Annotated in this window: 26 protein-coding genes; 10 read left to right on the top strand and 16 right to left on the bottom strand. The window is 69.4% G+C overall.

The genetic code is table 11. The features are described from left to right. Positions 1-2 precede the first annotated feature (2 nt). Together BRW65_RS10995 and BRW65_RS10990 are read right to left on the bottom strand one after the other, a co-directional pair. On the bottom strand, positions 3-881 hold the full coding sequence (locus BRW65_RS10995) for an FAD binding domain-containing protein (protein ID WP_073874428.1): 879 nt from the start codon (positions 879-881) through the stop codon (positions 3-5). Positions 882-924: 43 nt separating this feature from the next. Then, a complete protein-coding gene (locus BRW65_RS10990) occupies positions 925-2,085 on the bottom strand; it encodes an XdhC family protein (protein ID WP_208611791.1) in 1,161 nt (386 codons plus the stop codon). Between the two features lie 22 nt (positions 2,086-2,107). Here BRW65_RS10990 and BRW65_RS10985 point away from each other — a divergent pair, with 22 nt between their 5' ends. Beyond that, the gene (locus tag BRW65_RS10985) at positions 2,108-3,073 is read left to right on the top strand and encodes a LysR family transcriptional regulator (protein WP_073874426.1); all 966 of its coding nucleotides are present in this window, start codon (positions 2,108-2,110) and stop codon (positions 3,071-3,073) included. A 216-nt stretch (positions 3,074-3,289) separates the two neighbouring features. Here the strand turns inward: BRW65_RS10985 and BRW65_RS10980 are convergent, their stop codons facing one another. From BRW65_RS10980 to clpB, 6 genes are all read right to left on the bottom strand, one after another. Continuing rightward, positions 3,290-3,940 (bottom strand): TrmH family RNA methyltransferase, encoded by a 651-nt coding sequence (locus BRW65_RS10980; RefSeq protein WP_073874729.1) that lies wholly within the window; start codon positions 3,938-3,940, stop codon positions 3,290-3,292. Beyond that, on the bottom strand, positions 3,937-4,836 hold the full coding sequence (locus tag BRW65_RS10975) for a hypothetical protein (RefSeq protein WP_073874424.1): 900 nt from the start codon (positions 4,834-4,836) through the stop codon (positions 3,937-3,939). The genes BRW65_RS10980 and BRW65_RS10975 overlap by 4 nt, the downstream gene beginning before the upstream one ends. A gap of 12 nt (positions 4,837-4,848) precedes the next feature. Continuing rightward, positions 4,849-5,376, bottom strand: a complete 528-nt coding sequence (gene pyrE, locus BRW65_RS10970; RefSeq protein WP_139273016.1) for an orotate phosphoribosyltransferase — start codon at positions 5,374-5,376, stop codon at positions 4,849-4,851. A gap of 22 nt (positions 5,377-5,398) precedes the next feature. Beyond that, positions 5,399-6,172, bottom strand: coding sequence for an SDR family NAD(P)-dependent oxidoreductase (locus BRW65_RS10965; RefSeq protein ID WP_073874727.1), 774 nt, complete (start codon positions 6,170-6,172; stop codon positions 5,399-5,401). Positions 6,173-6,226: 54 nt separating this feature from the next. After that, positions 6,227-7,090 (bottom strand): trehalose monomycolate transport factor TtfA, encoded by an 864-nt coding sequence (gene ttfA, locus BRW65_RS10960; RefSeq protein WP_073874420.1) that lies wholly within the window; start codon positions 7,088-7,090, stop codon positions 6,227-6,229. Between the two features lie 188 nt (positions 7,091-7,278). Next, positions 7,279-9,825 carry an ATP-dependent chaperone ClpB gene (clpB, locus tag BRW65_RS10955; RefSeq protein ID WP_073874418.1) on the bottom strand — a complete coding sequence of 849 codons (2,547 nt, stop codon included), beginning with the start codon at positions 9,823-9,825 and terminating at the stop codon, positions 7,279-7,281. 124 nt (positions 9,826-9,949) lie between these two features. On the opposite strand from clpB, the gene BRW65_RS10950 reads away from it, so the two are divergent. Beyond that, positions 9,950-10,375, top strand: coding sequence for a DUF3060 domain-containing protein (locus BRW65_RS10950; protein ID WP_073874416.1), 426 nt, complete (start codon positions 9,950-9,952; stop codon positions 10,373-10,375). A 6-nt stretch (positions 10,376-10,381) separates the two neighbouring features. Here BRW65_RS10950 and BRW65_RS10945 read toward each other — a convergent pair whose 3' ends face one another. Further along, positions 10,382-11,035, bottom strand: a complete 654-nt coding sequence (locus tag BRW65_RS10945; RefSeq protein ID WP_073874414.1) for a TetR family transcriptional regulator — start codon at positions 11,033-11,035, stop codon at positions 10,382-10,384. Between the two features lie 70 nt (positions 11,036-11,105). Between BRW65_RS10945 and BRW65_RS10940 the strand changes: the two genes are divergently transcribed. Genes BRW65_RS10940 through BRW65_RS10930 form a run of 3 tightly spaced genes read left to right on the top strand, consistent with a single transcriptional unit; the run spans position 11,106 to position 13,540 of the window. Continuing rightward, on the top strand, positions 11,106-12,278 hold the full coding sequence (locus BRW65_RS10940; RefSeq protein ID WP_073874412.1) for an FAD-binding oxidoreductase: 1,173 nt from the start codon (positions 11,106-11,108) through the stop codon (positions 12,276-12,278). A 2-nt stretch (positions 12,279-12,280) separates the two neighbouring features. Beyond that, the gene (locus tag BRW65_RS10935) at positions 12,281-13,183 is read left to right on the top strand and encodes an aldose 1-epimerase (protein ID WP_073874410.1); all 903 of its coding nucleotides are present in this window, start codon (positions 12,281-12,283) and stop codon (positions 13,181-13,183) included. A gap of 9 nt (positions 13,184-13,192) precedes the next feature. Next, the gene (locus tag BRW65_RS10930) at positions 13,193-13,540 is read left to right on the top strand and encodes a YbaB/EbfC family nucleoid-associated protein (RefSeq protein ID WP_073874408.1); all 348 of its coding nucleotides are present in this window, start codon (positions 13,193-13,195) and stop codon (positions 13,538-13,540) included. Positions 13,541-13,543: 3 nt separating this feature from the next. On the opposite strand, the gene BRW65_RS10925 is transcribed toward BRW65_RS10930, so the two are convergent. After that, complete coding sequence (locus BRW65_RS10925; protein WP_073874406.1) at positions 13,544-13,978, bottom strand: hypothetical protein; 435 nt, start codon at positions 13,976-13,978, stop codon at positions 13,544-13,546. Positions 13,979-14,001: 23 nt separating this feature from the next. Here BRW65_RS10925 and BRW65_RS10920 point away from each other — a divergent pair, with 23 nt between their 5' ends. Together BRW65_RS10920 and BRW65_RS10915 are read left to right on the top strand one after the other, a co-directional pair. Beyond that, the gene (locus BRW65_RS10920; protein ID WP_073874404.1) at positions 14,002-14,316 is read left to right on the top strand and encodes a WXG100 family type VII secretion target; all 315 of its coding nucleotides are present in this window, start codon (positions 14,002-14,004) and stop codon (positions 14,314-14,316) included. A gap of 2 nt (positions 14,317-14,318) precedes the next feature. Further along, on the top strand, positions 14,319-14,609 hold the full coding sequence (locus BRW65_RS10915; protein WP_139272993.1) for a WXG100 family type VII secretion target: 291 nt from the start codon (positions 14,319-14,321) through the stop codon (positions 14,607-14,609). Here BRW65_RS10915 and BRW65_RS10910 read toward each other — a convergent pair. Next, entirely contained in the window at positions 14,584-15,705 is a 1,122-nt protein-coding gene (locus BRW65_RS10910) for a hypothetical protein (protein ID WP_073874400.1), read from the bottom strand. The two genes, BRW65_RS10915 and BRW65_RS10910, sit on opposite strands and share 26 nt — an antisense overlap. Before the next feature lie 81 nt (positions 15,706-15,786). Between BRW65_RS10910 and BRW65_RS10905 the strand changes: the two genes are divergently transcribed. Beyond that, on the top strand, positions 15,787-17,100 hold the full coding sequence (locus BRW65_RS10905; protein ID WP_073874398.1) for a putative toxin: 1,314 nt from the start codon (positions 15,787-15,789) through the stop codon (positions 17,098-17,100). A 44-nt stretch (positions 17,101-17,144) separates the two neighbouring features. Next, positions 17,145-17,732: a hypothetical protein gene (locus tag BRW65_RS10900; protein ID WP_067760014.1), complete on the top strand. Its 588-nt coding sequence runs from the start codon at positions 17,145-17,147 to the stop codon at positions 17,730-17,732. A 3-nt stretch (positions 17,733-17,735) separates the two neighbouring features. Here the strand turns inward: BRW65_RS10900 and BRW65_RS10895 are convergent, their stop codons facing one another. Genes BRW65_RS10895 through dnaK form a run of 4 tightly spaced genes read right to left on the bottom strand, consistent with a single transcriptional unit; the run spans position 17,736 to position 21,863 of the window. Beyond that, positions 17,736-18,119, bottom strand: a complete 384-nt coding sequence (locus tag BRW65_RS10895; protein ID WP_067268708.1) for a heat shock protein transcriptional repressor HspR — start codon at positions 18,117-18,119, stop codon at positions 17,736-17,738. After that, positions 18,119-19,297, bottom strand: a complete 1,179-nt coding sequence (gene dnaJ / locus BRW65_RS10890) for a molecular chaperone DnaJ (protein ID WP_073874396.1) — start codon at positions 19,295-19,297, stop codon at positions 18,119-18,121. The genes BRW65_RS10895 and dnaJ overlap by 1 nt, the downstream gene beginning before the upstream one ends. Positions 19,298-19,353: 56 nt before the next feature. Beyond that, positions 19,354-20,004: a nucleotide exchange factor GrpE gene (grpE, locus tag BRW65_RS10885; RefSeq protein ID WP_073874394.1), complete on the bottom strand. Its 651-nt coding sequence runs from the start codon at positions 20,002-20,004 to the stop codon at positions 19,354-19,356. Next, positions 20,001-21,863, bottom strand: a complete 1,863-nt coding sequence (gene dnaK / locus BRW65_RS10880; RefSeq protein WP_073874392.1) for a molecular chaperone DnaK — start codon at positions 21,861-21,863, stop codon at positions 20,001-20,003. Before dnaK ends, grpE begins: the two co-directional genes overlap by 4 nt. Before the next feature lie 258 nt (positions 21,864-22,121). On the opposite strand from dnaK, the gene BRW65_RS10875 reads away from it, so the two are divergent. Further along, complete coding sequence (locus BRW65_RS10875) at positions 22,122-23,570, top strand: amino acid permease (RefSeq protein WP_073874390.1); 1,449 nt, start codon at positions 22,122-22,124, stop codon at positions 23,568-23,570. Here BRW65_RS10875 and BRW65_RS10870 read toward each other — a convergent pair. After that, positions 23,567-24,115: a nucleotidyltransferase family protein gene (locus BRW65_RS10870; RefSeq protein WP_073874388.1), complete on the bottom strand. Its 549-nt coding sequence runs from the start codon at positions 24,113-24,115 to the stop codon at positions 23,567-23,569. The two genes, BRW65_RS10875 and BRW65_RS10870, sit on opposite strands and share 4 nt — an antisense overlap. Between the last annotated feature and the right edge of the window lie 48 nt (positions 24,116-24,163).

Here is a 24,163-nt window from a genome sequence, read left to right as displayed (position 1 = left end):
GGTCAGTTCCCTTCTGCGCGCACCCGCTCGGCGGCGGTGCGCAGCGTGCGAATGGTCAACTCCGAGGCCAGGTGCCGCTTGTATTCGGCGCTGCCGCGGACATCGGTGGCCGGGTCACAGGCCTGCGCGGCGCGCCGCCCCGCGTCGGCGAAGACGCTCTCGGTGGCCGGTTGGCCGACCAGCGCCGCCGACAACTCGGCCAGGCCGCCGGGATCGGAATTCACCGCCGTCAAATCCACACGCGCGCCGGCGATCTGGTCGCCGTCCAGGGTCAGCGCCGCCCCCGCGGCCGCGACCGCCCAGTCACCCACTCGGCGCTCCACCTTGGCGTATGCGCTGGAACTATTGTGCCGCACCGGGATTCGGACCTCGATCAGGATCTCGTTGGGGGCCAGCGTGGTCTCGTACGGTCCGGCCAGGAAGTCATCGATCGCGATCTCGCGTTCACCGGACGGCCCGCGGGCCAGGCACACCGCGTCCAGCACCGTGCATACCGTCGACAGGTCCTCGGCCGGATCCGCCTGGCACAGCGAGCCGCCGAGGGTGCCGCGGTTGCGCACCACCGGGTCGGCGATCACGCGCTCGGCGTCGCGGAAGATCGGGCAGACCGCGGCCAGGGTGTCGGACTCCAGGATCTCCCGGTGCCGGGTCATCGCGCCGATGCGCACCAGCGTCGGATCGGTGATCACGTAGCCGAGCTCGAGCGCGAGGTCGTTGATGTCGACGAGGTATTCGGGGTTGGCGATGCGCAGCTTCATCATCGGCAGCAGGCTGTGCCCGCCGGCGACGACGCGCGCCCCTTCCCCCAACCGATCCAGCAGTCCGATGGCGTGGTCGACGCTGGTCGCACGTTCGTATTCGAAGGGTCCGGGTACTTGCATGCGCCACAGTGTCAGCCGCCCTGACATGGGCGTCAATAGCGAGTTAAGTAATCCCTGAACTCGTCGTGAAGTCGTCGTCTACCTGCGCGTCGTGGTGGATCCGGCCGACGATATGGGCCAGGGGCCGGCCCCCGCCGCCCCAGCGGCTGGCGATGATGTCGGCGGCGATCGACACCGCGGTCTCCTCCGGGGTGCGCGCGCCGAGGTCCAGACCGATCGGGCTGGACAGCCGGCTCAGCTCGGCGTCGGTCAGCCCGGCGGCCTTGAGCCGGATCATCCGGTCGTCGTGGGTGCGGCGCGACCCCATCGCCCCGACGTAGCCGACCTCGGGCAGCCGCAGCGCCACCTCGAGCACCGGCACGTCGAACTTCGGGTCGTGGGTCAGCACGCAGATCACCGTGTCCCGGTCGATGGCGCCCGCCTCGGCCTGGGCGGCGAGGTAACGGTGGGGCCAGTCGACGACGACGTCGTCGGCCGTCGGGAACCGCGCCCGGGTGGCGAAGACCGGGCGGGCGTCGCACACGGTGACCCGGTAGCCGAGGAACGAACCTTGCCGCGCCAACGCCGCGGCGAAGTCGATCGCCCCGAACACCAGCATCCGCGGCGGCGGCGCGTAGCTCGACACGAACACCTCCATGCCGTCGCCGAGCCGCTGCCCGTCGGGCCCGTACTTGAGCACCTCGCTGCGACCCAGCGCGAGCAGGCCGCGCGCGTCGTCGGCGACCGCGGCGTCGGCGCGCGCCGAACCCAGCGACCCCGCCATCCCGTCGGGCCGGATCACCACCCGGCGGCCGACCCATGCGGGATCCGGGTGGGCGATGACGGTGGCGGTGGCCACCGCGCGGCGCTCGGCGATGTCGTCGGCCACGCCGCCCAGCTCGGGGAACGACGCGCGGGAGACCGGCTCGACGAACACGTCGATGACGCCGCCGCACGTCAGCCCGACGGCGAACGCGTCGTCGTCGCTGACGCCGTAGCGTTCCAGCCGCGGCGCGCCGGTTTGCGCCGCCTCGGTCGCGAGGTCGTAGACCGCCCCTTCCACGCAGCCGCCCGACACCGACCCGGTGACCGAGCCGTCCGGTGCGACCACCATCGCGGCGCCCGGCGGGCGCGGCGCGGACCGGAAGGTGCGCACCACCGTGCCGAGCCCCGCGGTGTCGCCGGCACGCCAGATCGACATCAGCTGGGCAAGCACGTCACGCACCCTTTTAAATTAGGCTGACTCCATGACCCCGGCTCAACTTCGGGCCTTTTCGGCGGTGGTTCGCCTCGGCTCGGTGCGGGCGGCGGCCGCCGAGCTGGGTGTTTCCGACGCCGGCGTGTCGATGCTCGTGACGGCGCTGCGCAAGGAGCTCGACGACCCGTTGTTCACCCGGACCGGCTCCGGGTTGGCGTTCACGCCCGGCGGGCTGCGGCTGGCCAGCCGCGCGGTCGAAATCCTGGGCCTGCAACAGCAAACCGCCATCGAAGTCACCGAGGCCGCCCACGGGCGCCGGTTGCTGCGGATCGCCGCGTCCACCGCGTTCGCCGAACACGCCGCGCCCGGGCTGATCGAGCTCTTCTCGTCGCGTGCCGACGACCTGTCGGTCGAGCTGAGCGTGCATCCCACGAGCCGGTTTCGGGACCTGATCTGTTCGCGCGCGGTGGACATCGCGATCGGCCCGGCCGGCGAGAGTTCGATCGGTGCCGACGACGCGCTGTTCGTCCGCCCCTTCCTGAAGTATCAGATCATCGCCGTCGCGGCGCCCAAAAGCCCGCTGGCGCTTGGCGTTCCGACGCCCGCGTTGCTGCGCCAGCAGCAGTGGATGCTCGGCCCCTCGGCCGGCGGCGTGGACGGCGAGATCGCAACCATGTTGCGCGACTTGGCAATTCCCGAGTCGCAGCAGCGGATATTCCAGAGCGACGCGGCCGCCCTGGAGGAGGTGCAGCGGGTCGGCGGGGTCACGTTGACCATCGGCTTCGCGGTCGCCAAGGACCTGGCCGGCGGGCGGCTGGCACACGTGCACGGCCCGGGGCTGGACCGGTCGGGCGAGTGGTGCGCGGCGACGTTGGCGCCGTCGGCCCGTCAGCCCGCGGTCTCCGAATTGGTCCGCTTCATCACCACCCCGCGCTGCACGCAGGCGATGATCCGCGGATCCGGCGTGGGCGTCACGCGGTTTCGGCCGAAGGTGCACGTGACGCTGTGGAGCTGAGCGGATTTGGACTCAGCCGCAGCGCCAATCTCCGGACGCCATGTGGTCCGCGGATTTGATAGCGCGGGCGATATCAGATTCCGGGACGACGGGCCAACCCTCTTCGCGTGTGCAGCGTTGGCTTTGCGTGTGCGCCCATGGCGGCGACACGCCGAGAATCCCCGCCGGGAGCGCACATTCGATGCGGCAGGAGAAAAGACGGGAAAACGGACGCAGCTACCACGCGTCTGACAGGTCCGCGTGTTGCCGGATCCAGGCGTGCATGGCGATGCCGGCGGCGACGCCGGCGTTGATGCTGCGGGTCGAGCCGAACTGGGCGATCGACACCGCCATCGCGGCGCCCGCCCGGATGTCGTCGGTGATGCCCGGGCCCTCCTGACCGAACACCAGCAGGCACTCCCGCGGCAGCGCGGTCTCTTCGAGCCGCGTCGCCCCCGGGACGTTGTCCACCGCGACCACCGTCAGCCCGGCATCGGCGGCGAAGCCCAGCAGTTCTTCCGTGCTGTCGTGATGACACAGCCGCTGATAGCGGTCGGTCACCATGGCGCCGCGGCGATTCCACCGCCGCCGGCCCACGATGTGCACGGTGTGCACCGCGAAGGCGTTGGCGGTGCGCACCACCGAACCGATGTTGGCGTCGTGCCCGAAGTTTTCGATCGCCACGTGCAGCGGATGGCGGCGCCGATCGATGTCGGCGATGATCGCCTCGCGCGTCCAGTACCGGTAGGCGTCGACGACGTTGCGAGTGTCGCCCTCGCGCAACAGGACCGGGTCATACCGCGGGTCGTCGGGCGGCTCACCCGGCCACGGCCCCACCCCGGCGGCGGGTGCGGCCCATTCGGTCGGCCCGGGCCCCGGTTCGCTCATCGCGGTGTCCACACCCCGGCGTGCGTGCCGTCGACCGCCACTGTCGCGTAGAGCAGCGCCTCGTTGATCTCACCCTGCGTGCACAGCGACGCGCTGACGTGCACCGCGTCCAGCGAGGCGTCGGGCAGGATCAGCACCGACGACCCGTACGCCGAGCACGCCGGGTTCAGCCCGGCGCCGGGCAGCGTCGGCGACGCGAGCAGCATCAGTGGGCCGCCGCGGTGGGCCGATTCGTCGCGATACCGGGCGGCGAGCCCGTCGGCTTCCAGGCCGAGCAGCATGTAGCCGTTGCCGTTGAACGCCGCGGGATCGCCGAGCTGCGCCTTGGTCATCGGGGCCCCGTCGGCGCGCCAGGCCGACAGGCTGACGGTCTTCACCGACAGGCCGGTGTCGTTAGCGTTGGTGGGCATCAGCCCCACCGGGAACGCGGCCGGGTAGGCCGCCGAGCTGTTCGGGATCCGGTCGCGCGGCGAGTAGCTGTAGACGCCGCGGACCTGGCTGCGATCCTTAAGCGGCCCAAGGCAAACCGTCCCGGCGAGCCGGTCGCCGGAAGCCGACAGCGGCGCGCGGACGTCGGGCGCCTTGCCCGTCGGCCGGTCGCAACTGCCCAGCCCGTTGGACTCCATCGGATGCGACAGCGCGCCGTAGAGGCCGAACCGGATGTCCTCCGGCTTGGCGTGCGGCGCCTGCGGGTTCGCCGCGGAGCCGTCGACGTCGACCAGCACGTAGTCGCCGTCCCAGCGCAGGTTCGACACCGCCATGTTCCAGCCCAGCAGCGAAAGCGATTCCCCGAACCGCGCGCCCTGGGCGCCGTAGGGGCGGACCGGCTGGCCGGGGCCCGAGCAGCCCATCAGCAGCACCAGCAGGCAGGCCGCCATCGCAAGGAAGGTGCGCACAGCGACGACGGCCTAGCCCAGCCCCAGATCGGCGAGGCCCAGCACGCTGCGGTACGGCAGGCCCTCGGCCTCGATGGCCTCGGCGGCGCCGGTCGAGCGGTCCACGACCGTGGCCACGCCGACCACGTACCCGCCGGCCTCCTGGACGGCGCGCACCGCGGTCAGCGCCGACGCGCCCGTGGTGCTGGTGTCCTCGACGACCAGCACCCGCTTACCGGCAACCTCCGAGCCCTCGATAAGGCGTTGCAGGCCATGGGTTTTCGCTGACTTACGAACCACGAACGCGTCGATCGGGCGCCCCGGCGCGTGCATGACGGCCGTGGCGACCGGGTCGGCGCCCAGGGTCAGCCCGCCGACCACCGCGTAATCCCAGTCGTGGGTGAGGTCGCGCATCAGCGTGCCGATCAAGGCCGAGGCCCGGTGATGCAGGGTCGCGCGGCGCAGGTCGACGTAGTAGTCGGCCTCCTTGCCCGAGGACAGCGTCACCTTGCCGTGCACCACCGACAAGCGGCGCACCAGGTCGGCCAGCTCCGCGCGCAAGTCGGCGAGCGCGGCATGCGGGTCAGGTCCGGCCACGGCCGCCGCCGATTCGCTTGGTCACGGCCCGCATCAGGGTCCGCGGGATCATCCGCTCCGCGGCGATGATCGCCTTGTATTGCAGGCCGGGGATGCTGATCACCTTGCCGCGCGCGATGTCGGCCAGGCTCTGGTTCACCACGTCGTCCACCTCGAGCCACATGAACGACGGCGACTTGGCCATGTCGATCCCCGCGCGGGCGTGAAACTCGGTGTGCACGTAGCCCGGGCACACGGCGTGCACCCCGACGCCGGTGCCTTGCAGGCCGACGGACAGGCCCTCGCTGAACGAGATCACCCACGCCTTGGACGCGGAGTAGGTGGAGCCGCGCCCGGGCACCAGCCCGGCGATGCTGGCGATGTTGATGACGGTGCCGGCGCCGGCTTCGAGCATGGCCGGCAGGGCCGCGCGGGTGAGGTGCATGACCGCGGTGACGTTGACGTCGAGCTGGGACTGCAGCAGCGCGGGGTCGGTGGCCCAGAAGTCGCCGGAGGTGGCGAAGCCGGCGTTGTTCACCAGGACGCGCACCCCTTGGGACAGGCGTTCGCACACCGCGTCCCGGCCGGCGGCGTCGGCCAGGTCGGCGGGCAGCACCTCGATGTTGCCGGCCCGGCCCTGCAGTTCGCCGGCCAGGTCCGTCAACCGGTCGACGTCGCGGGCGACCAGGACCAGGTCGTAGCCGTCGTTCGCATAGCGTCGCGCGTAGCCGGCGCCGATTCCGGACGTGGGGCCGGTGATCAGGGCTACGGGACGAGGCATGAGCGACATCCTAATGACGGCGGCCACGCCGCCAACCCGGCGCCCGGCGCGCCGTCAGTGCTGATAGTTGGTGGCCTGGTGGCCGTTGCGCCCCGCCGGCGGCGGCCGGCGAACGGCGTCCGTGCCGCGCTGCTCGCGGCGGATCGGCTCGGCCGGCCGGCGCGCCGACGCTTGAACATCGGAGCCCAGCAGCCCGGCGACGTCTTGCTGGGGGCGCCGGGGCGGCAGCTCCGCGCGGCCGGCGGGCGCCAGCGGGCGGCTCGGCGCCGCGTTACGGACGGGCGCGCCCGCCTCCTGCTGGGTCTCCTCCGGCAGCGGCGGCAGCACCCGCAACAGGTCGTTGAACTGCCGCACGGTGCGCAGGCCCTCGTCCCACTGGGTTCGGGTGCTGGTGATCGGCATGGCGACCAGCGTCCAGTTCTGCTCGTTCCACATGATCTCGGCGGAGTCCGGCGCGGTGTGCGCGAAGGTGACCATGCGGCGGTCACACGCCCGCCGGGCGGCGTCCAGGTTGGTGGAGTACACCATCCGCGGGCCGATCGCGCCCAACAGCCAAATGTCGCTCTCCCGAGGCTCTTTCAAGCCCTTAAGGCGCAGGTCCACGACCACGTTGGTGCCCACCTTGCGGTGCAGCGCGATCACGGTGGCGACCTCCTCGAGGTCGAAGATGTACACGGCCTCGCCGCGGATTTGACCGAGCACCACGTTCTCGGCGGCGATGTCGCCCACCGTCGAGATCACACCACGCTTCCAGCGCTTGAGGATGTCGGCCGATTCCCGCTCGTAGTCGAACCCGTGCGATCGCGCCCAGGATTTGCGGCGCCTGCTGCGGCCGCGGCGTCGATCAAGGTCGACGTACAGCAACACGCCCGCGCCGACGAAGCACAGCGCGGAGAGCGTGAACCAAAGGGGGACCATCCCACACAGGGTATCCGCATTTGCTCCGGAATAAAGAAGTCCGGTCGGTCACAACCGAGTTACAGCGTGGCGATCGCAAGCGCGGCGCAAGCGGGTCGCCACCCAAGTAACACCCCTCTCGCGCCGAACGTCGACTTGTTGGGCGATTTCGGATGAAATGCCGACAACAAGTCGACGTTCGAGCCGCCTCAGCCCAGGATCAGCGAATCGCCGTCCGGGCTGACGTTCACCGGCACGGTGTCGCCGTCGTGAACGTCACCGGCCAGCAGCAGCTTGGCCAGCTGGTCGCCGATGGCCTGCTGCACCAGCCGGCGCAACGGCCGCGCCCCGTACACCGGGTCGAACCCGCGCTGCGCCAGCCACTGCTTGGCGGGCAGCGACACCTCCAGCGTGAGGCGGCGCTGCGCCAGCCGCTTCTGCAGCTGGGCCAGCTGGATGTCGACGATCGACACCAGCTCGCCGGGCTCGAGACCGTGGAAGATGATCACGTCGTCGAGCCGGTTGATGAACTCCGGCTTGAACGCCGAGCGCACCGCGGCCATCACCTGCTCCTCGCTGCCGCCCGACCCGAGGTTGGACGTCAGGATCAGGATGGTGTTGCGGAAGTCGACCGTGCGGCCCTGCCCGTCGGTCAGCCGGCCCTCGTCGAGGACCTGCAGCAGCACGTCGAACACGTCCGGGTGCGCCTTTTCGATCTCGTCGAACAGGATCACCGTGTAGGGACGCCGCCGCACCGCCTCGGTCAGCTGGCCGCCCTGGTCGTAGCCGATGTATCCGGGCGGGGCGCCGACGAGCCGGGCGACCGAGTGCTTCTCGCCGTACTCGCTCATGTCGATGCGGACCATGGCGCGCTCGTCGTCGAACAGGAACTCCGCCAGCGCTTTGGCCAGCTCGGTCTTACCGACACCGGTCGGCCCCAGGAACATGAAGGACCCGGTCGGCCGGTTGGGGTCGGCGACCCCGGCCCGGCTGCGACGTACCGCGTCGGACACGGCCGTCACCGCGCGCTTCTGTCCGATGACGCGCTTGCCCAGCTCGTCCTCCATGCGCAGCAGCTTGGCGGTCTCGCCCTCGAGCATCCGCCCGGCGGGGATGCCGGTCCACGCCGACACCACCTCGGCGATGTCGTCGGGTCCGACCTCCTCCTTGAGCATCACGTTCTCCCGGGCCTCGGCCTGGGGCAGCGCCGCGTCGAGCTTCTTCTCGACCTCGGGGATGCGCCCGTACCGCAGCTCGGCGGCCTTGGCCAGGTCGCCGTCGCGCTCGGCGCGCTCGGACTCCCCGCGCAGCGCCTCGAGCTGCTCCTTGAGCTCGCGGACGACGTCGATGGCGTTCTTCTCGTTCTGCCAGCGGGTGGTCAGCTCGGCCAGCTTCTCCTTCTGGTCGGCCAGCTCGGAGCGCAGCTTCTCCAGCCGCTCCTTGGACGCCTCGTCCTCCTCCTTGGCCAGCGCCATCTCCTCGATCTCGAGGCGGCGCACCAGCCGCTCGACCTCGTCGATCTCGACGGGCCGGGAGTCGATCTCCATCTTCAGCCGGCTGGCGGCCTCGTCGACCAGGTCGATGGCCTTGTCCGGCAGGAAGCGGGCCGTGATGTAGCGGTCGCTCAAAGTGGCCGCGGCCACCAGGGCCGAGTCGGTGATGCGCACCCCGTGGTGCACCTCGTAGCGGTCCTTCAGGCCGCGCAGGATGCCGACGGTGTCCTCCACGGACGGCTCGCCGACCAGCACCTGCTGGAAGCGGCGCTCCAGCGCGGCGTCCTTCTCGATGTACTTGCGGTACTCGTCGAGCGTGGTGGCGCCGACGAGGCGCAGTTCGCCGCGGGCCAGCATCGGCTTGATCATGTTGCCGGCGTCCATCGCGCCCTCGCCGGTCGCACCGGCGCCGACGATGGTGTGCAGCTCGTCGATGAACGTGATGATCTGGCCGGCGGAGTTCTTGATGTCGTCGAGGACGGCCTTGAGCCGCTCCTCGAACTCGCCGCGGTACTTGGCGCCGGCCACCATCGAGCCCAGGTCCAGGCTGATGACGGTCTTGTCGCGCAGGCTCTCGGGCACGTCACCGGCGACGATGCGCTGGGCCAGGCCCTCCACGATCGCGGTCTTACCGACGCCGGGCTCACCGATCAGCACGGGGTTGTTCTTGGTGCGCCGGCTCAGCACCTGCACGACGCGGCGGATCTCGTTGTCGCGGCCGATGACCGGGTCGAGCTTGCCCTCGCGGGCGCGGGCGGTCAGGTCGGTCGAGTACTTCTCCAGCGCCTGGTAGGTGGCCTCCGGCTCGGGGCTGGTGACGCGGGCGCTGCCGCGCACCTTGACGAAGCCGTCGCGCAGCGCCTGCGGCGACGCGCCGTGGCCCGTCAGCAGCTTGGCGACGTCGGAGTCGCCGGTGGCCAGGCCGACCAGCAGGTGCTCGGTGGAGACGTACTCGTCGTCCATCTCGGTGGCCAGTTGCTGGGCGGTGGTGATGGCGGCCAGCGATTCGCGCGACAGCTGGGGCTGCGAGCTGGCGCCGCTGGCCTGGGGCAGCCGCTCGACCAGGCGCTCCGCCTCGGCGCGGATGGTCGCGGGCTGGACGCCGACAGCCTCCAGCAGCGGTCCCGCGATGCCGTCGGCCTGCGTCAGCAGGGCCATCAGCAGGTGCGCGGGCCGGATCTCGGGGTTACCGGCGGCCGACGCCGCCTGGAGCGCCGAGGTCAGCGCCGCTTGCGTCTTGGTTGTCGGGTTGAAAGAGTCCACGACGCCTCCGTTCGATCAGTAGGGAAAATGCTTGTCGGGATGTTCAACGTCGTCAAGGTTGAGTGTGTTCCGCTCAACTCTAACGGGTTTTGAGTCCTACGGCGCACGGGGTACCCGAGTAACGATGACGCAGACAGAACAGCCCCAGAACGAGGCCGCCGCCCGCCGGGCTTCCCGTCCCGTCAGGCTGGCCGTCGCGGTGGGCGGGCTGGCGCTGGCGGGGCTGGCCGTCGCGGGGTTCCGCACCGACCTCGGCGCCGACGGCCCGTCGGCCACCGTTCCCGAGGCGGGAACGTTGCAGGTCAACGGCACCGGTACGACGAAGACCGTCCGCTGCCAGGGCGGCTACCTCTCGGTCAGCGGCCAGACGAACACGGTCACAGTCACCGGCCACTGCACCAGCGTCAGCGTCTCCGGCCACCGCAACCGCGTCGCGGTCGACAGCGCGGACGCGGTGAGCACCTCCGGAACCGGCAACGCGGTGACATACCACTGGGGTTCACCGAACGTCGCCAACGCCGGGACGGCCAACACCGTCAACCAGGGCTGAGCCCGGTCACGGGCGATAGGACGCCGGCAGGCCGAGCTCGTCGGCGTCCCCGGTCAGGTAGCGCTGCACGCTCGGCGCGATCAGCCCGACGACCTCGTCGGCGCGGAGCTCGGCCAGCGGCCCCACCCGCATCACGTAGCGGAACAACGCGGTCCCCACCAGGTTGGTCCCGGCCAGGTTGGCCCGCAGCACCGTGTCGGGGCCCTCGCCCAGGACGCCGGAGATGGCGGTCATCACGTAGCCGCGCATGAATTCGCGGAAGGCCTCGTACGCATCGGAATTCAGCATCGCCGAGTGCAGCATGGCGACCATGGTCGGCCCGGTATCCGGCTCTTCCCAGATCCGCAGGTAGGCCCGCACCAACCGCTCCCCGACGTCCTCGCGCTCGCCGTCGACCATCGCGGCGACCAGCACGTCGCCGTCCAGGACCAGCCGCATCGACTCACGGAACAGCTCGGCCTTGGAACCGAACAGGTACAGCACCATCGCGGCGTCCACGCGGGCGTCGTCGGCGATCTGACGCAGCGTCGTCTTGTCGAAGCCCTGGGCGGCAAACCGCCGCTTGGCCGCGCGCAGTACCACGTCCTTGGAGACCGGCTCGCCCTGGCGGCGGCCCCTGCGTCTTTGGGCGCCCGCGGCGGAAGCGGCAGGTGGCGGCATACGACGACGGTATCATTTCACTAACCATTGAAAATGTTCCCCGAGCGCGGCGAGCCTAGAATCGGGCCCCGTGGGGCTCGAGGACACCGACGCGTTGCGGTTGCTGCGCGACGCGTTCGCGCGGGATGGGGCCGGGCCCGACAACGAGCTGGTCCGGCGGTTCTACACCCACTGGTTCGGCCTCGACGCCTCGGTGCGCGACCTGTTCCCGCCCGAAATGGGGGATCAGCGCACCGCTTTCGCCCACGCCCTGCGTTGGGTCTACGGCGAACTCGTCGACCAGCGCGCCCAGGAACCGGTCGCCTTTCTCGCCCAGCTCGGCCGGGATCACCGCAAATACGGTGTGCTGCCCCAGCATTACGACACCTTGCGGCAGGCCTTGTTCTCGTCGTTGCGGACTTACCTCGGCGAGGCGTGGACCGACGCCGTCGACGAGGCCGCCACCCAGTCGCTGAACCTGATCACCGGGGTGATGCGGGGCGCGGCCGACGCCGAGGAGGGCCCCGCCTGGTGGGACGGCACGGTGATCGAGCACATGCGGGTGTCCCGCGATCTCGCCGTCGTCCGGCTCCAGCTCGACCGGCCGATGGACTACCACGCTGGCCAGTACGTCAACGTCCAAGTCCCGCAATGCCCGCGCCGCTGGCGATACCTGTCCCCCGCCATCCCGGCGGACCCGGGCGGCGGCATCGAGTTCCACGTCCGCGTCGTGCCCGGCGGCCTCGTCAGCACAGCCATCGTCAACGAGACGCGGCCCGGCGACCGATGGCGGATGTCCAGCCCGCACGGCGGCCTGCGGGTCGACCGGAACGGCGGTGACGTGCTTATGGTCGCCGGCAGCACCGGGCTGGCGCCCCTGCGGGCGCTGATCATGGACCTGTGCCGGTACGCGGTGAACCCGCGCGTGCACCTGTTCTTCGGCGCCCGCTACCGCTGCGAGCTCTACGACCTGCCGACCCTGTGGCAGGTGGCCTCCCACAATCCGTGGCTGTCGGTCTCGCCGGTGTCCGAATACAGCGCCGACCCGGCGTGGGCCGCCGACTATCCCGACTGCACGCCGCCGCGCGGCCTGCACGTGCGCCAAACCGGCCGGCTCCCCGAGGTCGTCACCAAGTACGGCGGGTGGGGCGACCGGCAGATCCTGATCTGCGGCGGTCCGGCGATGGTGCGGGCCACCAAGGCCGCCCTGATCGCCAAAGGCGCTCCGCCGGAACGCATTCAGCACGACCCACTGTGGAGGTAGGCATGCGCGTCGTCACCCTGCGCGACCAGGCATCGGCGTTGGCCGCGCAATTCGTGCCCGAGGCGGGCATGATCGGCACCTCGCTGAGCGATGCCGGCGTGGAGCTGCTCGGACAACGGCGCGGGCTGGACGCCTATGTGACGGCGGGCAAGACGATGGGGATCCCGATCCTGTATCCCTGGGCAAACCGGTTGGGCGCGAACACCTATACGGCCGAAGGCGTGACGACGACGCTGACGCCGGGCGAGAACGGGGTCCGCGCCGATCCCAACGGCTTGCCGATCCACGGCGTGGTGGCGGCCTACCCGGGCTGGCGGGTGACGGCCGAGTCGGCCGACGAGTTGGTCGCCGAGTTGGACTTCGCCGCCGATCCGCAGCTGCTGGCCAGTTTCCCCTACCCGCATCTCGTGACGGTGGCGGTGCGGCTGGCCGAGCGGACACTGACGGTGCGCACCACGGTGACGGCGACCGGCGCCCGCGCCGTCCCGCTGTGCTTCGGCTTTCACCCCTACCTGCAGCTGCCCGACGTGCCGCGCGCCGAGTGGGTGATCGAAGCCCCGCCGCTGCGACACCTACTCCTCGACGACGTTGGGCTGCCCACCGGCGAATCCGAACCTCAGCCGGCCCTGTCGGAGTTTCTGGGAGACAAGGCTTTCGACGACGCCTACGACGAGGTGCCCGACGGCGCGGTGTTCGCGGTCTCCGGCGGCGGGCGCCGCATCGAGGTGCACTTCGAACGCGGGTATCCGGCCACGCAGATCTTCGCGCCCACCGGCGACGACCCCGCGACGCGGATCGTCTGCTTCGAGCCGATGACCGCGCCGACTGACGCGCTGCGCCGCGGCGGCTACCGCTGCGCGCGGCCGGGCGAGCCCGCGGTCTCCCAATTCGCCATTCACGCATAGGGATTCGTTATGTCCGACCCGGCGCACCCCCAGATCGGGAGGATGATCGAGCACTTCCAGGCGGTCATAGCGCTTCTCGACGAACAGGTCCGCCGGATGCAACGGGTGGCGATCGTGGTCAGCGACCAGACCGGCACGGTCGAGGTGACCATGAACGGCCACCTGCGCCTGACCGGCCTGGTCATCGATCCCGACATACTGGCCCTGGGCGCCCAGGAGGTGACCAGGCGAATCAACGAAGCAATCGGCGAGGCAACCGAATTCGCCGACGAGTGGGCGGACGAGGACATTGTCGACCTGGAGACCCGGGTCGCCGACGCGCTCGCGAAGCTCAGGGACCTGCCGCCGCCGACGTAGCGCTCACGCGACCCAGACGCGGCGCTCCGCCCGGTGAGCCGACGGCGACTCCAGCGCCAGCCGGCCGTCCGCGTCCAGCATGTAGGGGAAGATCAATCCGATCGCCACGCCCTCGCGGTGCTCGGCGGTCAGCTCGATGCCGTCCCGGTGCTGTTCGGTCAGCGTCACGTTCACCGCCACCACTGCGGCGCGCAGCGAGTCCTTCACCTCGATGAGCCCGCGCCACTGGGCGGCGAGCTGCTCGGCCACCTGTAGATCCCGGCCGCGCGGGTAGTTCGGCTGGATGGCCTGGCGCTGACCCTGAGCGGACACGGCCAGCGCGAACGGTAGGAACTCGCCCGCCGCGGCGATGCGCTCGGCCGCGAAGGTGACTGCGGCGTCGACCAGGCTGTCCAGGTCCGCCTGCGCCCGCTCCGTCACTGTGTCGCGCCAACCCATGCGCCGAGGGTAGCCTGCTCACCATGGGGGCCAACGAGCTGCGCGTCTACTGCGCCGAGCTGACCCGCGCATCCAGGGACACCACCGGCGCGGCGGACGAGATCGAGGGCCTGCGGCGCAAATTGGGGACGCAGATGGGCGACCTTCGCCGCACCTGGACGGGGCAGGCGGCCACGGCATACCTCAACGTCTGGTCGGAGATCGACGAAGAATGCGAAGCCATGCTCGCCGACCTGCGTTGGATCGGGGAATCGCTGTCGGCGGCGGCCAATGCCTACGCACACATGGAAAGCAACGGGGCCAACGCCTTTCGAGCCCTCGAACCCCCGGGGATGTGATCATGGCGCGACGCACCGTCAACGAAAACGAGCTGGTGGACGCGGCCGACGCGATGCGCCAGTTCTGCCTGACGATGAAAGACCGCCTGTCCGTGGTGGCCAAGGATCTGCAAGGCCTGCAGGGCACGTGGGAGGGCGTGGGGTTCGACGTCTTTCTCGAGCGGGTGCAGCACTGGCAGCGCTGGGCGGACGAAACGAGCGAGCAGGTGTTCGACATGCACCTCAACGCGCACATCGCGCACCGCAACTACACCCACAACGCAGAGGTCAACACCGCGATGTGGGGCGGATAGCGGCCGGCGTATTGGTCGGGCTGTTCGGCGGCCCGTATTCCGGCGGAATCTCGCCGACCCGGAGGCTTTTCGGGAACGGATCGGGCAGCGCCGCGAGCTGGCCGCGGTCCGTGGGCTCCTCGGTGGCGGCGAAAAGCGCCCCCTCGTCGTAGAACGTGGTGTGTTGGGGCGGCAGGTACTCGCGGACGATCGGCAGGTAGTCGGTGCCGAACCAGATCCACCAGATCGGGTGGGACGGTAGGCCGAGTATCCCGTCCGCCCCGCGCAACAGGCCGCTGACGTCCTTGTTGACGTCGGTCGGCCCGGAAAGCTTGTGGTTGCGCAGCACCTCGCCGGTAGCCAGCACGCTGCCGCGCCGGCGGGCGAACTCGACGAAGAACCGGCGCACGGAGTTTCGCCAGCGCGGGTCGTCCAGCGGCTCGGCCACAATCCACAGAGTGTCGACGCAGACACCGCCCCACTCTTTCGGGAAGAGCCCGCCCTCGAGGCAGGGGAACGTCGCCTTGAACCGCGCCACATCGGAATAGACGTCCACGAACCGGGCGTCACCGTCGCGGTCTAGTCGGTAACGCAGCGGGTCCGATTCGCCGAAGCGGCGCGGAAGCGCCTCGGGGAGGAGCTTTCTCGCGAGTTCGAGCCAGAGCGTCGGGGCGTTGGGCGCCGACACCGGCGAGTACCAATCAAGCTTGAGGACTCGGATCAACTCGCTGTTGGGTCGGCTGGCCTTGCGAGCCCCTCGGGCGCCGAGGATGTCCTCGGTCTGTTCGTCGACCGCCACGCCCCCCGCCGCGACGGCCAACGCCTTGGCGAACCGCCGGGCCGGCCGGACCTCGGCCGGGTCGCTGCCCTCGACGCTGATCTGCCAGCTGATGGCCGGCTCGAGAACGTAGGGCACGACGTCGTCGGGCACGTCCTCGGGCTCGATTTCGTGGGGCCCGAACACGGTGAATGCATAGGTTTCGTCTTTGCCGCGCACCACGGTGACCTCGCCGTCCCCGCTGTCCCCGATCGACAGCCCGGGGACGGATTCGACGATCGCCTCCAACTCCTTATCGTCGACGTTGCCGGCCGCGTAGACCGTCAGGTCATACGACATGGGGTGGCCCCTTTCCGGGTGTAAACGCGAAATCCCAGGCTGCCATAGAATCGGTTTGCCGGTGGGAGAGCGGGGCGGGGAGTGACGGACGTCGATCCGGAATTGTTCTACGACGCGGCCGCTGCCTATAAGGAGAACAGCGACCACGCCGCCGCCGCGTTGCGCAAACTCGCCGGCGTCCAGGCCGCCAACGCCGCCGGGACGCACGGGGTCGGCCCACAGTGGGCGGCGGCCTTCGACACCGCCGCCGACGAGGCCGGCCAGGTCTCCTTCCGGCTGGTCAACGTCTTCGACAACCTCGGTACGCTGCTGCGCCAGGACGGCATCAACCACGACGAGACCGAAGAGGCCTCCACCCTCAACCAGCGCGACGCGTTCGGGGGGCCGATCACCCCGCCGGGCCAGTCCGCCGGGACCTACATCGACGCGGCGGTCGATGTCGGCTCGGTCGCCGGGGGCGGCGACCCGGAACCACCGCACTGGGACCTGGTGCGTGGCCAGATCACCGACGGCTGGCCCGACGGGCACCCCGACCGGGTGCATGCGGTCGGGTCGGCGTGGGAGACGTTCGGGCACGACTTGGTGCACATCGACGACGAGCCCGGACCGGAGGAACAGCGGCTCATCGTCGATGTCGAGGCGGCGGAGATCGCCTTCGTCGTCGACCGGCTCAACGAGGCGCGCGTCGTCAGCACCGACATCGCCGGCGCGTGCGGGGATCTGTCGCGCGCGGCCAAGGACTACGGGGACAAGCTCAAATCGGTCAAGGACGACATGGCCTTCGTCGTCCGCCATCTCGATCTGATCGTCAAGATTCTCGACGGTTATCCGCCGCAACTGCACCTCATCACCGAGGCCATCAAGCGGACGTTCATCGCGACGGCGGTCACCCAGATCAACGGGCTGAACACGGCGCTGCGGACCACGGCCACCGCCTCGATGACGGACCTGACGTCGGCCACCACCGCCATGAACGCCGCGTTGCCTACGGTGAAGACGCTGCTCACCCTGGTGCCACGACGGGTGGATCCGACTCCGACGCAACGGGTCAACGACAACCGCCTCAAGGGCCGCCGCGCCGAACAACTCGCCGGCATCGACCAAGACGCCAAGCGACCGATTCGTGTGACCGACCCGCAGACAGGCGCGATCAGAACACGAATTCCGGATGAGATCGATGACCGCAATCACGTGGTGCGCGAGGTGAAGAACGTGCAGAAGCTGGACGCCACGCGGCAGATCCGGGACATGGCACAGTGGGCACGGGACAACGGCTACAAGTTGGTCATCGTGGTGGACAAAGGCCGCACCAACGTCGGCAGCGTGGAGGACACCTTGCGAACGGACTACCCGGGGTTGAACGTGGAGATCGATCAAAGCATCAACCTCTCATGAGATCACCAGGCGACCCCGCTACTTGGCCGGAATCCGAGCAGGCGATGAAACGGGAACTCGACGCCGCAGGCATCCCCGAAGACACAGTCTGGGAATTGGTGAACTCACCCAACGACTATCCGCAGGCGGTGCCAATCGTCGTGGACTGGCTGCAACACCTCGATGAACGCGTTCCTCGTAATGAGGACCGCCGGGCGTGGCGTGCCGGACTGATCCGTAACCTGATCACTAAGCACGCCAAAGGAAACCGCGCCGCCGTAGACGTCCTGTTTGATCAGTTCAACATCGAGCCTCCGCTCAGCAACCTGGAACTCGAAGCCGCCGGCTTCGCGCTGGCCAAAATTTGCGAGCGCTCCGACTTCCCGCGTATCGCCGCCCTGATTCGCTCCGAGCGCGACTTTCCCACCAAATCGCTGCTGGTGGAATGGATCGGCCAAATCAAGACCGAGGAGGCGAAAGAGCTAGCGGTGAGCCAGCTTCCGTATCCGGCCTCCCGAATCCCGGCCATGAAGGCGCTGGTGCGTCAACGCGCTACGGGTGTGCGCGACGCCGTCGCGAAATACCTCGACGACGAGCACGAGATCTTCCGCAAGGAAGCCCGCAAAACCCTCGACAAACTGCCCGAGGACTGAAGGCTAACGGCCCCTGCGCGGCTGCCAGACCACCACTGCGGTGCTCTTGGGCACCACCGCCAGATCGCGGCGCTGGCCGGCGCGCACCTGCGCCAGCTCCTCGGTGAGCTCCTTCACCCGCGCCTGCAAGGCCTCGACCTGGTTGGTCAGCTCGATGATGCGCTTAATGCCGGCCAGGTTGACGCCCTCGTCCTGGGACAGCCGCTGCACCTCGCGCAGGAGATCGACGTCGTGCTCCGAATAACGCCGTCCCCCACCGGAAGTGCGGCGCGGGCTGACCAGGCCGAGGCGATCGTAGGTGCGCAGGGTTTGGGCGTGCATGCCGGCCAGCTCAGCGGCCACCGAGATCAGGAACGTCCGGGATTCCTCCCGTGAATTCTTCGCCATCAGCGGTTACCTGCCCAGCCCGCTCGCGGATCGAACCCACTGGCCCGCTCGGCGGCCGCGTACGCCTCCAGCGCCTCGGCCGCGGCGCCCTCCAGATTGGGCGGCACGGCGACCTTGACGGTGACCAGCAGGTCCCCGTTGCCGCCGCTGCGCTTGGGGACACCCCGACCCCGCACCCGCAGGATGCGGCCGTCGGAGGTGCCCTTGGGCACTCGGACGCCGACCTTGCCGTCCAGGGTGGGCACCGAAATCGTTGAGCCCAAAGCCAACTCGCTGAAGCTGACGGGGACGGTCACGGTGAGGTCGTCGCCGTCGCGGCCAAACACGTTGTCCGGGCGCACATGTACCGTCACGTACAGGTCGCCCGACGGGGCCCCGCGCAGCCCGGCCTCGCCCTGCCCGGGCAGCCGGATGCGTTGCCCGTCCTCGACGCCGGGCGGGATCCGCACGTTGATGGTGCGGGTCCGGGTGGTGACCCCGGTGCCCTTGCACTCCTCGCAGGGGTGCTCGATGATCGAGCCGCTGCCCCGGCAGTCGGTGCAGGGTTCGGAGAAGCCGAACGCCCCCTGGTTGCGGCTGACCACGCCGGAGCCGTTGCAGGTGGGACACACCTTGGGGCTGGTGCCCGGCCGCGCGCCGCTGCCGTGGCAGTTGGTGCACGGCGCCGGGCTGGTCAGCCGCAACGGCATGGCCACACCCTTGGCGGCCTCCACGAAGTCCAGCTGCGTCTCGGTCTCCAGGTCGTTGCCGCGTCGCGGCCGGCTGGGACGGGCGCCGGCACCGCGCCCGAACAAGCCGCCGAACAGGTCACCGATGTTGGTGCCGCCGCTTCGGCCTGCGGCGTCGAACAAATCGTTGAGGTTGAACTCGGCGCCGTCACCACCGACGTTGAAGCCACCGAAGCCGCCGGTTTCGAACCGGCGACCGCCGAACCCGCCGCCCGCGAACAGGCGGCGGGTTTCGTCGTACTCCTTGCGCTTGGCCGGATCCGACAACACGTTGTGCGCTTCCGAGACCGCCTTGAATCGCTCGCCGGCGGCCGGATTGTCGGGATTGGCGTCCGGATGCAGGTCGCGCGCTAGCTTCCGGTATGCGCGTTTGATCTCTTCGGGACTGGCGTCAGAGGAGACGCCCAGCTCCTTGTAGAAGTCCTTTTCGACCCATTCACGCTGGGCCATGTCGCGTCACCCCCTCCCACCTTTCTGTTCTGTTGTTGTTGTGCTGATTGTGTGGTCTATTCACCGGATGCGCCGGGGTTATCGCCCGATTCGACCGGCTCGGCCGCCGGAGCGCCCTCGTCGGCCACCGTGTCGATGACGCCGACCAGGGCGTGCCGAAGGACCTGGTCGCCCAGTTTGTAACCCTGCCGCATGACCGTGCCGATCACCGGCTTGGAGCCGTCGCCGCCGTCGCCCTCGTGCTGCACCGCTTCGTGCAACACCGGGTCGAAGTCCTCGCCTTCCTCACCGAACGCGACCAGGCCGAGTCCGGTCAGGGCGCCGGTCAGCTTGTCGGCCACCGACTTCAGCGGGCCGGACTCCAGGTCGCCGTGCTTGCGCGCCCGCTCGAGATCGTCGAGCACGCCCAGCAATTGGCTGACGACGCCGGCCTTGGCCCGGTCCGCCGCGGCCTGCTGGTCGCGCAGCGCACGCTTGCGGTAGTTGGCGAAGTCGGCCTGCACCCGTTGCAGGTCGCCCAGCAGTTCGGCGGCCTTGCCGGCCTCCTCAGGTGATTCACCCGAGAAGTCGCCCGGCGCAGCCCCTCCCGGCTCGGAGCCGGGAGGGGACTGCCGGACTTCGCCGGTTTCGGGGTCGATCCGCCGCTTGTCGGTGACGGTCACCGGTTCGTGTGGGTTGCCATCCGGTTGGTGAAATCCCTCCGTCACTTGGCCTCCCGGTCGTCGTCGACCACCTCCGCGTCCACCACGTCGTCAGCGGAACCGGCCTGCGGGCCACCGGCGCCGTCGCCGCCGGCACCGCCGGCCGCCTGGGTCGCCTCGTAGATGGCCTGGCCGAGCGCCTGGGACTCCTGGCCCAGCTTCTCCATCGCCGACTTGATCGCGGAGATGTCGGTGCCGCCCAGCGCCGACTTGGCCTCGGCCACGGCGGCGTCCACCTTGTTCAGGGTGTCCTCAGGGACCTTCGAACCGCCCTCGGCGCCACGCTGTTCGGCGACGAACTTCTCCGTCTGGTAGACCAGCGTCTCGGCCTGGTTGCGGATGTCGGCCTCTTCGCGACGCTGACGGTCCTCCTCGGCGTGCGCCTCGGCGTCCTTGATCATCCGGTCGATCTCCTCCTTGGACAGGCCGGAGCCCTCCTGGATCTTGATCGTGTTCTCCTTGCCGGTGCCCTTGTCCTTGGCCGTGACGTGCACGATGCCGTTGGCGTCGATGTCGAAGGTGACCTCGATCTGCGGGACCCCGCGCGGAGCCGGCGGGATGCCGGTCAGCTCGAAGGAGCCGAGCAGCTTGTTGTGCGAGGCGATTTCGCGCTCGCCCTGGTAGACCTGGATCTGCACCGACGGCTGGTTGTCGTCGGCCGTGGTGAAGGTCTCCGACCGCTTGGTGGGGATCGTGGTGTTGCGCTCGATGAGCTTGGTCATCACGCCACCCTTGGTCTCGATACCCAGGCTCAGCGGCGTGACGTCAAGCAGCAGAACGTCTTTCACCTCGCCCTTCAACACACCTGCCTGAAGAGCCGCTCCCACCGCGACAACTTCATCGGGGTTCACGCCCTTGTTGGGCTCCTTGCCGCCGGTCATCTCCTTGACCAGGTCCGACACCGCGGGCATGCGGGTAGAACCACCCACCAGCACCACGTGGTCGATCTCGGACACCGAGATGCCGGCGTCCTTGATCACGGACTGGAACGGCTGACGGGTGCGGTCCAGCAGGTCCTGGGTGATGCGCTGGAATTCGGCGCGGGTCAGCTGCTCGTCGAGGAACAGCGGATTCTTGTCCGCGTCGACCGTGATGTAGGGCAGGTTGATCGAGGTGCTCTGCGAACTCGAGAGCTCGATCTTGGCCTTCTCGGCGGCCTCACGCAGCCGCTGCATCGCCATCTTGTCCTTGGTCAGGTCGATGCCGCTGGTGCCCTTGAACTTGTCGACGAGCCAGTTGACGATCCGGTCGTCCCAGTCGTCCCCACCGAGGTGGTTGTCACCGCTGGTGGCGCGGACCTCGACGACACCCTCGCCGATCTCCAACAGCGACACGTCGAAGGTGCCACCGCCGAGGTCGAAGACCAGGATGGTCTGTTCCTTCTCGCCCTTGTCCAGGCCGTAGGCCAGGGCCGCCGCGGTCGGCTCGTTGACGATGCGCAGCACGTTGAGGCCGGCGATCTGGCCGGCTTCCTTGGTCGCCTGCCGCTGGGCGTCGTTGAAGTACGCCGGCACGGTAATGACGGCGTCGGTGATGTCCTCACCCAGGTACGCCTCGGCGTCGCGCTTCAGCTTCATCAGCACCCGGGCGCTGATCTCCTGGGCGGTGTATTTCTTGTCATCGATCTCGATGGACCAATCGGTGCCCATGTGCCGCTTGACCGAACGGATGGTGCGGTCGACGTTGGTCACCGCCTGGTTCTTGGCGGGCTGACCGACGAGCACCTCGCCGTTACGCGCGAAAGCGACGATGGACGGGGTCGTCCGTGAGCCCTCGGAGTTGGCGACGACGACGGGGTCACCGCCCTCGAGAACTGCGACGACGGAGTTGGTGGTCCCGAGGTCGATACCGACCGCACGAGCCATAGTGATTCCTCCTGATTGAGTAGAGCTTCTTTGGTGCCACTATGCTGAGTGAACCCCGCTCAAGACTGCTCTCGCCGGCACCGTGGTGTCAACCCAGCATTGAGTGCAGTTCGCTCAACTTGTCGATCATGCTAACGGCGCCCGTCGCCGTCTTGTTCCCGGGGGCATCAATCGGTGTGGCGCGACCACTGGGCGAGCGCGTCGGAGCACCGGTGGGTTAGCCTGAGCCTTTCCCGGAGCCGAACACGGCAGGACCCCATGTCATCGCAAGACAGCGCCGCCGCGCGGCTCGCCCGTGAAGAGTCGGGCTATCACAAGGGCCTGAACAACCGCCAAATCCAGATGATCGGCCTCGGCGGCGCCATCGGCACGGGCCTGTTCCTCGGCGCCGGCGGACGGCTCGCATCGGCGGGGCCGGGGCTGTTTCTGGTGTACGGGGTCTGCGGCATCTTCGTCTTCCTGATCCTGCGCGCCCTCGGCGAGCTGGTGCTGTACCGCCCGTCCTCGGGATCCTTCGTGTCGTACGCGCGTGAGTTCTTCGGCGAGAAGGCCGCCTTCGCGGCGGGGTGGCTGTACTTCGTGAACTGGGCGATGACCGGGATCGTGGACACCACCGCGATCGCGCACTACTGCCACTACTGGACGACGTTCAGGACCGTCCCGCAGTGGACGCTGGCGCTGATCGCGCTGGTCATCGTGTTGGCGATGAACCTGATCTCGGTCAGGCTGTTCGGCGAGCTGGAATTCTGGGCCTCGCTGATCAAGGTTCTCGCGCTGGTGACCTTCCTCGTCGTCGGCACGGTCTTTCTGATCGGCCGCTTCAAGGTCGACGGTCGCGATCCCGGCGTGGCGCTCTGGGACAGCCACGGCGGGCTCCTGCCGGCCGGCTTGCTGCCCCTGGTGCTGGTCACCTCGGGGGTGGTCTTCGCCTACGCCGCCGTCGAGCTCGTCGGCATCGCGGCCGGCGAGACCCCGAATCCGCACAAGATCATGCCGCGCGCGATCAACTCCGTGGTCTTTCGCATCGCCGTCTTCTACATCGGGTCGACGGTCCTGCTGGCGCTGCTGCTGCCACACACCGCCTATCGCGACCACGTGAGCCCGTTCGTCACCTTCTTCTCGAAGGTCGGCTTCGGCGGGGCCGGCAGCGTGATGAATCTCGTCGTGCTCACCGCCGCGCTCTCCAGCCTGAATGCCGGGCTGTACTCCACGGGCCGCATCCTGCGGTCCATGGCGATCAACGGCAGCGGGCCGAAATTCACCGCGCCCATGACCAAGAACGGCGTGCCGTACGGCGGGATCCTGCTCACCGCCGCGGTCGGCCTGTTGGGGATCGTGCTCAACGCCGTCAAACCGAGCCAGGCGTTCGAAATCGTGCTCCACATCGCCGCCGTGGGCGTCGTGGTCGCCTGGGGGACGATCGTGGCGAGCCAATTGCGGTTCTACCGGCTGTCCCGCGCCGGATTGATGCAACGGCCGCAGTTCCGGATGCCGTTGGCGCCCTACAGCGGCTACCTGACGCTGGGGTTTCTGGCCGGCGTCCTGGTGCTGATGTTGTTGGACAAGGTCCAGGGCCCGTGGTTGCTCGGCGCGATGGCCATCGGCGTCCCCGGGCTGATCGGCGGCTGGTATCTGGTCCGCCATCGCGTGCACGCCGCCGCCCAAGACGCGGCACTGCCCGCGGCCGACCCGCCCGCGGCGGCCTAGGGCTCGTCGATGTCCTGACCGCCGGCGAGATCCGCGCAGTCGACGGTCTCGACGTCGTGCCGGGTACGCAGGAACGCGCCCGCGCCCCGGTCGCCGGAGATGCTCGACAGCACCTCGGGCCAGTGCCGGCGGGCGATGACCACCGGATGTCCCGGGCGGCCCCCGAACGAGGCGCGCGCCAGCCCGCTGGGCGACGCGATCGCGCGGTCCAGGACCCGTGCCACCACCGCGGGTCCGACATCGGGGGTGTCGATGACGTGCAGCACCGCGTAGTCCGCGCGCATGCGGTCGGCCCGCGCCAGGCCGGCGCGGACCGAGGCGCTCAGCCCCTCCCGCCACCGCGGCGCCGTGACCGCGCTGGACCCGGGCGGAACCGCGACCTGGGCGGCGCCCAGCACGACGACCACGTCCGCGCAGCCCCCGCGCCGCAGGGCGTCGACCGCGAGCTCAAGCCAGCCGTCGACCAGCACCTTGGGCTTGCCGTAGCGCCGCCCAGCGCCCGCGGCCAGCAGGACGCCGACGGCTATCGACTGCGATAACGGCACTCTCCTATGATGGCATCGTGGTTCTCATCCGGCGACAACCAGATGGAG

It is taken from the genome of Mycobacterium paraffinicum, from assembly GCF_001907675.1.
Taxonomy (GTDB): domain Bacteria; phylum Actinomycetota; class Actinomycetes; order Mycobacteriales; family Mycobacteriaceae; genus Mycobacterium; species Mycobacterium paraffinicum_A.
Note: the sequence above shows the minus strand (reverse complement) of the source record. Positions and strands in the feature narration are given on the sequence as shown.